At 57.6% G+C, this 13,539-nt stretch carries 11 protein-coding genes; 1 reads left to right on the top strand and 10 read right to left on the bottom strand.

Annotation, left to right across the window (positions count from 1 at the left end; genetic code table 11):
* The first annotated feature begins 41 nt into the window (after positions 1–41).
* Positions 42–851, top strand: a complete 810-nt coding sequence (locus AACX99_RS14785; RefSeq protein ID WP_339412946.1) for an alpha/beta fold hydrolase — start codon at positions 42–44, stop codon at positions 849–851.
* An 82-nt stretch (positions 852–933) separates the two neighbouring features.
* Here AACX99_RS14785 and wrbA read toward each other — a convergent pair whose 3' ends face one another.
* From wrbA to AACX99_RS14735, 10 genes are all read right to left on the bottom strand, one after another.
* Positions 934–1,533: an NAD(P)H:quinone oxidoreductase gene (gene wrbA, locus AACX99_RS14780; protein WP_339412944.1), complete on the bottom strand. Its 600-nt coding sequence runs from the start codon at positions 1,531–1,533 to the stop codon at positions 934–936.
* A gap of 155 nt (positions 1,534–1,688) precedes the next feature.
* On the bottom strand, positions 1,689–2,303 hold the full coding sequence (locus AACX99_RS14775) for a helix-turn-helix transcriptional regulator (protein WP_339412942.1): 615 nt from the start codon (positions 2,301–2,303) through the stop codon (positions 1,689–1,691).
* Positions 2,304–2,411: 108 nt separating this feature from the next.
* Entirely contained in the window at positions 2,412–3,017 is a 606-nt protein-coding gene (locus AACX99_RS14770; RefSeq protein ID WP_339412940.1) for a response regulator transcription factor, read from the bottom strand.
* Between the two features lie 29 nt (positions 3,018–3,046).
* Positions 3,047–6,166 carry a sensor histidine kinase gene (locus AACX99_RS14765; RefSeq protein ID WP_339412938.1) on the bottom strand — a complete coding sequence of 1,040 codons (3,120 nt, stop codon included), beginning with the start codon at positions 6,164–6,166 and terminating at the stop codon, positions 3,047–3,049.
* A gap of 19 nt (positions 6,167–6,185) precedes the next feature.
* Positions 6,186–6,968 (bottom strand): alpha/beta hydrolase, encoded by a 783-nt coding sequence (locus tag AACX99_RS14760; RefSeq protein ID WP_339412937.1) that lies wholly within the window; start codon positions 6,966–6,968, stop codon positions 6,186–6,188.
* Positions 6,965–8,560, bottom strand: a complete 1,596-nt coding sequence (locus AACX99_RS14755) for an MFS transporter (RefSeq protein WP_339412935.1) — start codon at positions 8,558–8,560, stop codon at positions 6,965–6,967. Before AACX99_RS14755 ends, AACX99_RS14760 begins: the two co-directional genes overlap by 4 nt.
* A gap of 2 nt (positions 8,561–8,562) precedes the next feature.
* The gene (locus tag AACX99_RS14750; protein WP_339413082.1) at positions 8,563–10,401 is read right to left on the bottom strand and encodes an amidohydrolase; all 1,839 of its coding nucleotides are present in this window, start codon (positions 10,399–10,401) and stop codon (positions 8,563–8,565) included.
* Positions 10,402–10,544: 143 nt separating this feature from the next.
* Positions 10,545–11,120, bottom strand: a complete 576-nt coding sequence (locus AACX99_RS14745; protein ID WP_339412933.1) for an antibiotic biosynthesis monooxygenase — start codon at positions 11,118–11,120, stop codon at positions 10,545–10,547.
* A 321-nt stretch (positions 11,121–11,441) separates the two neighbouring features.
* Positions 11,442–12,572 (bottom strand): low temperature requirement protein A, encoded by a 1,131-nt coding sequence (locus tag AACX99_RS14740; RefSeq protein WP_339412931.1) that lies wholly within the window; start codon positions 12,570–12,572, stop codon positions 11,442–11,444.
* A 106-nt stretch (positions 12,573–12,678) separates the two neighbouring features.
* Positions 12,679–13,365: a hydrolase gene (locus AACX99_RS14735; RefSeq protein ID WP_092453099.1), complete on the bottom strand. Its 687-nt coding sequence runs from the start codon at positions 13,363–13,365 to the stop codon at positions 12,679–12,681.
* Positions 13,366–13,539: the final 174 nt, after the last annotated feature.

Genomic DNA, 13,539 nt, shown 5'->3' with positions numbered 1-13,539 from the left:
TCTGTCGCGTCATCAATTTGATTAAGAGGAAGGAACTCATCATGCGTACTTTCACGATGATTAAAACCGTCATCGCCATCGCGACCACAGCCGTCGTTCTTGGCGCTATGAGCCCTGCAATTGCATCGCAAAGCACAAACGATAAGCCTACCGTGGTACTCGTGCATGGTGCATTTGCCGAGTCCGCCAGCTGGAACGGGGTAGCCACGCAACTGCTGGCACAAGGCTACCCTGTAATAGCCGCAGCCAATCCTCTGCGCGGAGTGAAGTACGATGCCGACTACGTCGCCAGCATCGTCGAGCAGACCAGCGGCCCGGTAATTCTTGTCGGCCATTCCTATGGCGGCTCGGTCATATCCAACGCCGTGCAGGACAACTCGAACGTGAAGGCATTGGTGTATGTCGCAGCATTTGCTCCCGACAAAGGCGAGACCGCAGTAGAGCTATCCGGTCGTTATCCGGGCAGCACGCTTGGGCCAACTCTGGCCACACCCGTAACGTTGAAGGACGGTAATAAGGACTTGTATATCCAGCAGGACAAGTTCGCTCAGCAGTTTGCAGCTGATGTCGCCGCACCTGAGGCGGCACTGATGGCGGCTACCCAGCGTCCAATCACAGAGCACGCCTTACATGAGGCATCTGGCGATCCTGCCTGGAAGCAATTGCCGTCTTGGTTCATTTACGGCTCGGCGGACAAGAATATTCCTGAAGCCGCCCTTGCGTTTATGGCAGACCGTGCCGGTTCGAAAAAAACAGTAACGATCGAGGACGCCTCCCACGTGGTGATGACCTCCAACCCTGAAAAAGTCGCGGCCTTGATCATTGAAGCTGCCGAACAAACCGCCAACTGAGTATTGGCTTAGAGCCTGGACTTTGGGCCGGTGCGCCCCAAGTCCAAGCCCTATTTAAGCTCCAGAGGGAGCAGCTTTGGTTTTAGCCGTGCAGCTTTGATGCGATACGAGCAACGTGTTCGCCCTGATGGCGTGCGATTTCCAGCTCACGCTCATCCGGCTGCCGAGACCCATCGCCCCCGGCGATGGTAGAGGCACCATAAGGCGTGCCGCCTCCTACTTTCGAGATATCGAACAGTGCCGGGGTGGTATAGCCGATTGGCACGATGATCATTCCGTGATGAGCAAGCGTGGTCCAGGTGGAGGCAATGGTCATTTCCTGGCCACCGCCCGTTCCTGTTGAGGTAAACACGCTGGCGACTTTTCCAGCCAGCGCGCCCTTGGCCCAAAGGCCACCTGTTCGGTCGAGGAAGTTGCGCATTTGTCCGGACATATTGCCGAAGCGAGTCGGAGTGCCAAAGATGATTGCATCGAAATTTTCCAGTTCCGACGGCTGTGCCTCTGGTGCGCTCTGATTGGTCTTTCCGCCCGCTGCAGCGAAGGCTTCTGGGCTCATTGTTTCAGGGACCCGCTTTACCACAACCTCTGCCCCTGGAACGCTGCGCGCCCCTTCGGCGATCTTGTTCGCCATGGTCTCAATGTGGCCATACATGGAGTGATAGAGCACTAAAACTTTAGCCATTGCTAGTTCCTCATTTCTGTAAGTTTGCGCTGCCTGAAACACCCGTGGTTCGGGTGTAAATCTATTTGGTTCGCCCCTCTCTAGGCTCCGCCATACCACACAGCACAGTTTGGATTAGCGCTGGCAGCAAGCCCTTGAGCTTCGATAGCCATGCGCTATGCGCTGCACACTGAGGCTCTAACAATGGCCAGTGTTCTGGGTGTGGAGCTGGCCTGTTCCTCGTATAGCCCGGCATCGCACAAACGTCGCCAGGCCTGAGGTGTAACCCCGATCTGGCGGCGAAAGGTACGGATGAAATGGGATTGGTCACAGAATCCGTGACTGTGGGCGATGTCGGTCAGCGAGGAGTCGGTGGTGAGCATGATCTGTCGCGCAGATTCGATGCGGCGACGTGCGACGTAAACCAGCGGGGTGACACCAAAGGTATTTTTGAAAGCATGCGAGAAGTAACTGACACTCAGGCTGAGCGCAGCAGCCAACTGATTTGTGCGTATTGATGAGTCGAGGTTAGCGTCGATGTAGTCGACCACTCGTTTGATTTGCCAGCCGGGTAGGCAGCCATGGCGGTTCTTTAACTGGCTATCGCTCTTCTGCAACATGACCAGAGCGCGGGTCAGGCATAGGCAGGCTGAGTCACGATCAATGCTCAGGTGCGCTTGAGCATCTCTAAGCAATAGCATGACGCCGTCATAAGTTTCGTCGGAAATACAGCGCTGAGTCTGGCTGTCTACTGCGGTTGCCGGGGTAACAGCATGCAGGGTGGCACGCATGGCGGTGCTCCACTGTGGATCTTTGTGTCCATGGCTCCATGCTATGCCGTGCTCTGATCAGGCATAAGACAACAATGGGGGGCGCGTGCCCCCCTCAAAAGTGGGGTATTACACCGTGATGATGCCGCGCTGAATGCCGAGAGTGACCGCATGGGTGCGATTGCTGGCACCCAACTTGTCCATGATGCTTCTTAAATGCCCCTTGATGGTGTCCTCCGCGATCATGAGCTCCGCGGCAATTTGCTTGTTGGGTTTACCCATAGCCACACATTGCAGAACCTGGATTTCACGAGCGGTCAGGGAGTCGTGGCTTAAGTGGTCAGCCAGCTCAACAGCTATCTCTGCCGGGAAATAGCTGTTGCCTGCAGCAATAAAGCGGATGGCATCCAGCAACTCCTTACGCAGGCTACTTTTCAATAAGTAGCCGAGAGCTCCCGCCTTGATTGCATGCAATGCCCGTACATCACCCCGATAGGTGGTCAGGATGGCAATACGTGCGCCAGGAAACTCGGCGCGGATGGCCTGAATCGCCTCGATGCCATCCATCTCGGGCATTTGTAGATCCATCAGGGTGACGTCCGGGCGCAGCGAGCGAAATAGCTGAAGCGCTTCGCAGCCATTGGTCGCCTCGCCGACCAGCACTATGTCTGATTGGGCTTCAAGGACGGCGGCTATACCCTCGCGCAGCAGAGGGTGGTCATCGACGACCAGCACGCGTATCTGTTCATTCTCCGGATGCACACTCAGGGCCTCAATTGGGTCAATGCACGTAGCCACTGGCTAAGACGTCGCGGAATACGTCGATAGGCCGTTAACGCGGGAACAGTCAGCTGAATTTCAGTGCCACTGTGGGCGCCTCTTTGAATAGACAGCCGTCCGCCGATTTTTTCGGCCCGCTCCAGCATGCCGTGTAAGCCCCAGTGATTGGGGCGGATATTGGGCGGCAGATACTGTGGGTCGATGCCGCTACCGTTATCGTCAACGCTTAGCTGAAATGCGTGCCGGGTGTAGACGATGCGGATTTCCACGTTCTGCGCATTGGCATGTCGAAAGGCGTTCATGATCGCTTCACAGCCTATCCGGTAGCTTTCTTCACCGACTATCGGGTGCAGCGGCAGTGGCGTGCCGTGGCTGTTCAGGGTAAAGCGCGTACTGCCTTCTAGCTGCAGCTCACTCGTGACAGCGGCAAATGCATCGATCAGGTTCAGAGCAGGCTCGTTCAAATCACGGAGATTGTTCACCCGCTCTCGTGCCTCCACCAAAACCTGATCTGCGCGGTCTAGCGCACTCTCCATTTTGCCCCGCGCTGGATGAGTACTGGGGATTTGCTCAGTGGCCGCCTGGAAACTCAACATAAGACCCTGCACACCCTGGAGCAGGGTGTCATGCAGTTCACGGGCGATTCGCTCGCGCTCGGCGTGTCGCTCCTCAAGGCGGTCCCGCAGATGCTGGGCTGAACGGCGAATATTGAACCGATGCAGCATCCACAAAATACTCGCCACTGCTAATCCGCTCAACATTATAAATAGTGGGGTGCGGTAAAAAACTGGTCGAATACTGAAGCTCAGCACGGCCTCCTCGGTGCTCAGTATTCCATCCTGATTGGAGGCCAATACGCGGAACCGATAATCCCCGGGGCCGAGCCCCGTATAGATGGCGCTACGTTTTGAACCCGCCTGCTGCCAGTACGTGTCGAACCCCTCCAACAGATAGCGAAAGTGCAAGCCTTGCATGCCTGAGAGACTGAGCGCTGCATAAGAAATTTCGATGCTTCTTGGTTCTGCGCCCAGTTGTGACAACTCACTGGGTCGGGGTTCCTTACCATCGACATTGAATGATTGGATAACTACCTTGGGGGCCGCTTTACTCTGCACGTAGCGAGTCGGATCGATCCAGGTCACGCCCTTACTGGTGCTAAACCATAGACGTCCATCCGTACTACGCACTGCAGTGGGTAATGGGAGTACTTGGTGCGGGTCATTGGCCAGGCCACCAATCACCTCATAGCTGCGGTAACGTACGTGGTATTGCGGGTCAGCGATGGCGCGCTTTAACTCACGAGCGGTCAACTGATAAACCCCGGTTTTGCCATGCAGCCAGAGATCATAGCTACCGTCGCCTTCAGGTTCTCTGGGAGGCACGGCTAGAATCGCGTAGATATTGTCGAACAGTCCATTGTCCGGTAGGTGAAGGCTATGGAAGCGCTCACCATCGAAGAAGGCCACTCCACGCTGGCCACCCACCCAGGTGAGACGACCCTGATGCAGCATCGCGGTGACATGACCAACCTTTAAGCCTTCGTCTGCTCCCCAGTGCCGCTGTCCCTTGTCGTCCTGAGTCACGATCAGGTTATTGCGGTAGCCAAACCAGAGTCTGCCAAGGGGATCGGTGGTAGCGGTGACAGGCATTAACTGGCTTGGATCAGCATTAGGCGGCGCAACCATTGACCAACGCCCGCCTTGAAGAACGAATAGTCCCTTGCGGTTGATCGAAACCCACAGGTTGCCCGCCTGATCGAGCGTCATCGCGCGGACGGCTGAGTCAAGCCCATCCTCGGTTGGCAATGACGCGACGCGCTCGGTTTTGTCTCCTTGCGCACGCCAGATACCCTTGCGGCCAGCCATCCAGATATCACCGTTAACATCACTGAAGGCATTACTAATCGGTGCAGGGATATCCAGAGAGGCCAACCCAATACTGCTCAGGCGCATTGCCGGTAGGTTGCTGGTACCTGCCCAGACACTGCCTGCAGCACCGGCAACCAATGCAAAGTTCTGGGCGTTGTGTGGAAATGCGGCCGAGACCATAGCACTGGGCCGAAAACGGTCTAGCCCGGCACTAGTACCCACCCAGATATTGCCTTCGACATCTTCGACTAATGGGAGAACGATATCTGCACTCAAGCCATCCTTGGCCATAAACTCTTCTTGATGCCTGAGTACGTCAGTTATCGATAGCGCATTGAGGCTGGCAGAGGCGTGTACATAGCGAACGCCCTTACCGCTGGTGCCCACCCATAGCGCCCCGGTGCTATCGAATAACAAACCATTAGCACCATCGATTACTGTCACCTGGGTCGCCGCATCGCCTTCGTTTGGCACAATTCGGCGCAGCGAACCGCCATAGCGTTCGGCCATCCAGATGGACCCATCTGGGGCCTGAGCCATTTGACTCACCCAACCAACCGCAATGCCTGCATCGACAAACGCTCGGGCACCCGACGGCAGGTAGAACAGGCGATCTTCATTGGCTGCCCATAGCGTTCCATCGCGGTCGAGAAGTACCGCGCGGGCATGTCGTCCCGGAAAGTTCCAGTCGCTACCGATACGCTGCCAGGCGTTACCGTCAAAACGCGCCAAACCATCATTGGCGGCGATCCAGACTGCGCCACTGTGATCCTTGGCGATGCTATAGACCACTCCGCCAGGCAACCCAGCGCTGACTGGGTAAGTGGTTATGCCCGTGTCGGTGATCAGGCTTATGCCACCCGCACGAAGACCGGCCCACAAGCCTTCGTCCGCCGCCTTGAGGGCGGAAATAATGCCAAGCGGACTGCCGTCAGGCGGGGCATAGCGCGCGAAGTCTAGGCCGTCAAAGCGATAGAGCGAATCGTTGGTTCCGAGCCAGAGATAGCCGTCTCGGGTCTGAGCCAAAGCCCCGACCTGGCTAGGGCCCTCATCGGCGACGGTCCAGCGGTGGTGCTCCAGCGTGTCCAGTAAGTAGTCGGCGGCCGTTACCGCCGGACTAAACCATTGGAGACCAATCAACAGCATATAGATTGCCAACGCCGTGCCTGTGCGCCAGCGATTTCCTGGGGCGAGCATCTGCTGTTTGGTTGGGGGGGAACCCAATACGCTAATCACTGCGCGAACCTGAAACAAATCAAAAACGACCCAACTGATTTTGCGCCCATTCAATTGTGTAGTCAGCTATTTGCTCCCAGCCCGGTTCGGCGATGAGCCAGTGGCTGTGCCCGGCAAAGCACTTGAACGAGGTACTGGCCGCCGAGCGATTGTATTGCCGATAGTTCGACGTCACCACGCATGGCCGTATGCTGTGATCGTTCTCGGCGGCGATCAACAGCAGCGGTGCTCTGCGGTCATTGGCAAAATCGACATGTGTGCCAATACCGAAAGCCGCTTCAAAGAAAATCCGCCCCGGTGCGGGCACGATATGGTTTGCATGTAGCAGCGAAAGGTCCTGAATCGTCATAGCCTGGGTATATTGTTGGGCAAATTCTCGTAGTGGAAAATACATGACTCGCGCCCAACTGCCCCAAGCCATGCGCACGGGTATCGCCCTGTAGAGAACGCTCAAGCGAGGTATTACCCCGCGAGGGGGCATCGCTGCAATCGATATCCCGGCACAGCCAAGACCACGATCCAACAGTATCTGTACGAGCAGACCGCCCAGCGAGTGGCCAATCAGCAAGGGAGGCTGAGGCATGCGCCGAATCAACGCTGCATAGTGTTCAATAATTTGTCTGATCCCAAGCCTTGGGAAGTCGATATGGGGCGCGTTGCGCAGCCTCTCTGGCGGCCCCTCCGATAAGGGCCAGGGTGGGGCAATGCAGGTGTAGCCACATGCCCGATAGCGACTGGAGAAATGTCCCCAAACGGAGGCAGACAGCCATTCACCATGTATGAACAGCACGGTTGTAGTCATCCCTGATTAGTGGGTGCTAGGTAGTGGTGAATACGTATGGCGACCCCGCCAGCCTGGAACTGGCGAGCCGCGGCCTCGATGCGTTGTTCGGCACGGGTTACCCGGCCGTGGTGGCGCAGATGTTCAAGCCAGGACTCATCAAAGAAAAACTCCAGCCAACGCTGTGGATGCTCACTGTCCTGAACCAGCCCCCAGGAAAAGGCACCATTACGCATGCGCATGCTGCGTACATCCTGCATGGCAAGGCGAAACTGTTCTGCCTGCGCCGGATCGATCTGGTACTCAAGGGTAACCATTACTGGACCGCGTTCCTGATCCTGGTCATCTGCAAGGATCGGTGTAGGCCAGTGCAGGGACGGTGCCAGGTCTTCGGCTTCGGTAACCGGCAGGTGGAAGCGCAGGGTCAGCACGATGCCCACCAGCAGGGCTCCGCCAGCGATCAGCAGGGTGAGGCTGATCGACAGGTGACTGGCAACGAAGCCCCACAGCGCGCCGCCGGCCGCCATGCTGCCGAAGAACACCAGGATGTATACCGACAGTGCACGCGCCCGCACCCAGTTGGGTACGGAGGTCTGCGCCGCCATTTGCAGGCTCGACAGCACGGAGATCCAGGCCGCGCCACTGATCATCATCACCGGTATCAGCCAGTACAGGTTGCGCACTCCAGCCAGCGCGGCAAGTACCAAGGCGTAAAGCAGGCTGGAGCCGGCCACCAGATGATCGGGTTTCACCGCATCACGGATGCGCGGCAATAAAGTAGCGCCGAGCACGGCACCGATGCCGACGCTGCCAAGCAGCAGGCCGAAATCGCTGGCACTGCCGTTCAGCTCGCCGCGCACGATCAGCGGTAGCAGCGACATGCCGGCACTGGCGCCGACGAAGAATGCCGCCGACCGCACCAGTACTGCTTGTAACGGCTGGGAGCTGCGGCTGTAGCGCCAGCCTGCGCGCATGGCCCCGAGCAGCCGTTCCGCCGGGAATAGCGCAGGTATTTGTTCGCGTTTCCAGGTGTACAGCACCGCCATCACCGCGAAGAACGACACGGCGTTCAGCGCGAAGGTGGCCCAGGGGCCGCTGAGGCTGACCAGCACCCCAGCAATCGCCGGCCCGATAGCCCGGGCGACGTTGATGCCGAGGCTGGACAGGGCGATCGCTGAGCCGAGGTCGCGCTTGTCGACCAATTCGGGCGTCAACGCTGACCATGCGGGCATCATCAATGCGGTCCCCACGCCCATGCCCAGAGTCAGGAGGAGCAGCAGCGAGACGGTCATCACGCCGTTGAGTGTGAGCAGAGCCAGGAGCATCGCCACCGCGGCCATCCACACTTGCACCATAAGCAGGTAGCGACGCTTGTCGACGATGTCGGCCATGGCACCCGCTGGAAGAGCCAGAAAGAACATCGGTGCGGAGCCTGCAACCTGCACCAAGGCAACGTGCATGGGGCTGGCTGACAGCGTCGTTATCAACCAGCCGGCCCCTACTTCGTGCATCCAGGTGCCGATGTTGGAGGCGATGCTGGCCAGCCATAGCCAGCGGAAAGTGCTATGGCGCAGCGCGCTCCAGGGGGAGCGCTTTTCGATAGTCGTGTCCATGCTCAGAACGCGAAGCAGGAGCAGCCGAAGGCACCCCAGAAGCCTTGGTAGTCACTGACCGGTACGGATGACCGGCGCACCTTGTCATGGCTGTGCGCATGCACCGCGCAAGGGCCTGAGCATTGGTGCACCTGAGCCAGCAGCGGTGAAGCGGGACGCCAGTGGCCGGGGACCTTGGCAACCGGTGACCAGTCCGGCATCACCGGCAGGCTCGGTGGCGACAGCTGGTCGAACTCCGCAGCGCCGTAGACCACTTTGCCGTCGACGACGGTCAGCACCGATTCGATCCACTTGATCGCCTCTTCCTCGACACTGAAGAAGTCCGCCGACAGGGCCGTAAGGTCCGCCAGTTGCCCGACCTTGATCTGGCCCTTTTTGCCTTGCTCTGACGAGAACCAGGCACTGCCATGGGTAAACAGCTGTAGGGCGGTGTCACGGGACAGCCCGTTGGGGTAAAGCTCCAGCCCACCAACGGTTCGGCCGCTGACCAGCCAGTAAAGTGAGGTCCAGGGGTTGTAGCTGGAGACGCGGGTTGCATCAGTCCCCGCGCCAACGGGTATGCCCTCGGCCAGCATGCGTTGAATGGGTGGGGTCTGTTCGGCGGCTTTGCTGCCGTAGCGGTCGACGAAATACTCGCCTTGGAAGGCCATACGGTCCTGAATGGCAATGCCACCGCCAAGCGCGCGTACCCGCTCGATGTTCTTCGGGCTGATGGTTTCAGCGTGATCGAAGAACCATGGCAGGCCGTTGAACGGAATGTCGCGATTGACCCGCTCGAACACATCGAGCATCCGTGAAATGGATTCGTCGTAGGTCGCGTGCAGGCGGAACGGCCAGCGCTGCTCCACCAGGTGACGCACTACGGGTTCCAGGTCCTGCTCCATAGTCGGCGCAAGGTCTGGCCGAGGTTCGAGGAAGTCTTCGAAGTCTGCGGCAGAGAACACCAGCATTTCGCCGGCACCGTTGTGCCGGAAGAAGTCATCGCCATCGCCAGGCTTGACCATGCCGCTCCAGTTCTTGAAGTCGGTCAGCTCTTCCTTGGGTTTCTGGGTGAACAGGTTGTAGGCGATACGCACGCTCAACTGGTTGTGCTTGGCCAGCTCGCGGACCACTTCATAGTCGTCCGGATAGTTCTGGAAACCACCGCCAGCATCGATGGCACTGGTCACGCCAAGGCGGTTGAGTTCGCGCATAAACTGGCGTGTCGAGTTGACCTGATACTCCAGCGGTAGCTTTGGCCCCTTGGCCAGGGTCGAATAGAGAATCATCGCATTGGGTTTGGCTACCAGCATGCCGGTGGGTTCGCCATTGCTGTCGCGGACAATCTCGCCGCCCGGCGGGTTCGGCGTGTCGCGGGTATAGCCGACAACACGCAGTGCCGCACGGTTTAGGAGGGCGCGGTCATAAAGGTGCAGAACGAATACCGGCGTATCGGGTGCGGCCTTGTTCAATTCGTCCAGGGTAGGCAGGCGACGCTCGGCGAACTGGAATTCATTCCAGCCGCCTACCACCCGCACCCATTGCGGAGCAGGCGTGCGATCAGCCTGATCCTTGAGCATCCGCAACGCATCAGCGAGAGATGGAACACCCTCCCAGCGCAGTTCCAGGTTGTAATTCAGGCCACCACGAATCAGGTGCAGGTGCGAGTCATTGAGACCTGGGATCACCGTGCGCTTTTGCAAGTCGATAACCTGGGTCGCATCACCGCGGACCGCCATGGCCTCTGCGTCGCTGCCCACGGCAATGAATTTTCCGTCCTTAATGGCCACCGCTGTGGCTTGCGGCTTTTCACGATCCACGGTATGCAGACGGCCGTTGTACAGGATCAGATCGGCTTTCATGGAACCTCCCGGAGGGTTGGCGAAAGAGCTGCCGGCGGCGCCGGCAAAAGGCATGGCATACCAGAGTGCTCCGGCGGCGCCGAGAACTGAGCTGGTAGCGAGAAACTTGCGACGGCTTTTGTCTGAAAGATCTTCACTCATGATCATTCCTCATGACGTGGTGGGTTGAGCCAGCCAGCTAACCAGCGGGTCATCATTGGCATGAACCAATAAACCACCAGCAGCACGATACTCAGTGTGATAACCACATCGCCGACGGGATAACTGCCTAGCCAGGTAATGTGTTTGAAGATGAGCTGCCACAGTTGGGGCACTATCAAACTGAGCGGCATAATGACCAGGAAGGTCACACAGGCCTGCTTCCAGCGTGGCGGAGGCTGATGTTCTGAGGCAGGTACAAACCAGAACTCGCGGGCGCTCGATACTTCGATCTGGTCGCCGTCGGTGAGCAAAGGCTTTACCTCGGCGATTAACTCCTGGCGATCACTCGAATCCAGCCAGCCCTGCAAGTGCACCTTGCAGGAAAAGTGCAATACGCAGGTGAACAGCGGCAGTCCATCGCTGTGGCTGCGGAATACATCAATACCCATATGTCCGGCATAACGGCTTGCCGTATCAATGATGCGCCGCAGCCACGCTTCGTATTGCGGCTCATGTCCGGCCTTAACCCTGTGCCTGACAACCAGGGTGGCCGCCTCATTGACGGTATCTACGTCCATATGGACTCCTGTAAATGGATGAGCGCTTTGTGGTACCTGGTGTTAAGGGGCTCACATCCCCTAGGTTTATTACAGGTGGTCTTTGTGCGCAGTACCTATCTGGAACATGGATGCGCGTACGGCAGGGACCAGGGTGTTACGGCGGGTAGACCCGAACTCGTTTATCCGCCGTGGTACAGGGTTGGTCTCACGGCATGAAACTTCATATTTATGGGGTTTATGTTCGCGTAGGGCTTTGGAGGGGGATTGTACGAATGTGCGGTTTTGGGACGGCACTGCTGCTGTATGGGCGAAGCGGATGCAATAAGCGCATAGCCGGGGCTAATGGCAGTAGGCTTCAGATGCATAACGGTTGCGCAACAGCACGCTGAGGATGGTAAGCACGGCGACTATCTCCAAAGAGAGAAATAGCGGTGCCAGAAGGATAAGGAGGGCAAAGCCGGGCAATATGAGTCTGGATATTCCGCTGAGCAGGAACAGGTCACGGATGAGCCAGATGCCAAATACATACATGCTGATCGGCACACATATAGCGTAGAGCTCCAGCGTGTTGCTTATCGAGCTATCGCCCGTCTCGCGTTCAACGAGCACTGCAAAACCGCAGCCTATTGCGGCCCCAGCCATATAAATCAACGCGTGCCCATACCCCCAATACAAGGCGTGGGGTAAAGCCCTGTCCTTGATCTGTTCCTGCTTGGAAAAATACAGCCACCACAGCGCAAAAATAATCAGCAGCGATAACAGAGCAATGCGCAGCAGTGGTGAGGTGATGTGTCCGGAGTCGGCTGCTGACAATGCCAGGGAGCCGGCCAGTATGGTTTCACCCATGACGATGATATTGAACAGCCCATAGCGTTCTACGATGTGGTGTTTGTTCCAGGGTGTTTCGCCCCTGCTTTCAGCGATGACGGGGACGCAGAGTTCGAGCAGCGCGCCTACTGCAAAGCCTACGAAGAACAACCCAGGCCCGCCCTGCGGCATCAGCATGAATGCCAGCCAGTAACCTTGAACCAGCAGCAAGCCCGTGGCGTAGAGTTGGGTGGTGGTTTTTCTCGCGCTGTCGTGTCGGCGCGCCCTTAGCCAGAGCGCAGCCAGCGGCACTCGCATGATCACGAATCCGACGACAATCAGGTCTAGATCCCGAGAATCGAAAAGGCGCTCAACGCCTGCCGCAACGGTCAAGGCGCCTGCCATGATGACGAGCGTCAGTGCTCGGTAAAGTGCATCGTCATTGTCGTAGGCCGATGCGAACCAGGTGAAGTTCATCCAACCCCACCAGATGGCAAAAAAAGCCGCGATGAAGGTGGCTATGCCTTGGGTAATGTGTCCGGCAGTTAGCGCATGGTGCAAGCCAGCAGCTGCCGAGGCGATGGCGATGACGAACACCAGATCGAAGAGCAACTCCAGCGGTGTAGATACCCGGTGAAACTCTTCCGGGTCGCGGGGATGCATTGGCAGTACTCCGGAGAGCAAAAAACGGCGTATACCCATGGTGTACCCGCTACCGGAGCCCATTGATTTGCAGTCGGGTCGACCTGTTGGATCGACCCGGCAGAGGTTAGATCTTCGCCGCAACAGGCTCCAGCGTCGGTCCGTGTGTTACCCGCTCTGGCGCCTTGTGCACCATGGTGTAGGCATAGTCGACGCCCATGCCATATGCACCAGAGTGCTCTTTGACCAATGTCATAACGGCGTCGTAGGTGTCGCGGTTCTTCCAGTCACGCTGCCACTCCAGCAGTACTTGCTGCCAGGTAACTGGGACAACTCCAGCCTGAATCATGCGTTGCATGGAGTAATCATGCGCAGCTTGGCTGGTACCGCCAGAGGCGTCGGCCACCATATAAATTTCATAGCCGGCATCATGCATCGCTGACAGGGCGAAGGTCGTATTGCAGACCTCGGTCCACAAGCCCGAGACGATCACCTTGTTACGACCATTTTTTTTCAGCGCATCGCGTACTTTCTGGTCGTCCCAGGAGTTCATCGAGGTGCGCTCAAGAATCGGTGCTTCAGGGAAAACGGCCAGTAATTCCGGATAGGTATGGCCCGAAAAGCTTTCTGTTTCGACCGTGGTGATGATGGTTGGAATCGAGAAAATTTTCGCAGCCTTGGCCAGGCCGACCGTGTTGTTCTTCAACGTCTGCCTATCAATGCTTTGTACCCCAAATGCCATCTGTGGCTGTTGATCGATAAAGATCACTTGGCAATTGCTGGGTGTCAGCACTTCGAGTTTTGGATTGGTCATTTCAATCACCTGATGTGTGTTCGCACGTGAATGCTGATGATCGCCATGGCGTAAACACAGTGCTGCAGCCATGGCGATGCCGTAGATAGGCCAATTTTTAGGAGGCCTTCAGTCCCTCAATCTTGCTGAAAGGCATTGGTACTATCGCCAGATCGGCTGTCTGAGAATTGGACA

This window comes from Pseudomonas sp. EA_35y_Pfl2_R5 (assembly GCF_963970805.1).
Lineage (GTDB): Bacteria > Pseudomonadota > Gammaproteobacteria > Pseudomonadales > Pseudomonadaceae > Aquipseudomonas.
The sequence above is the reverse complement of the archived record's forward strand: the minus strand, read 5'-3'. Positions and strand labels throughout refer to the sequence as shown.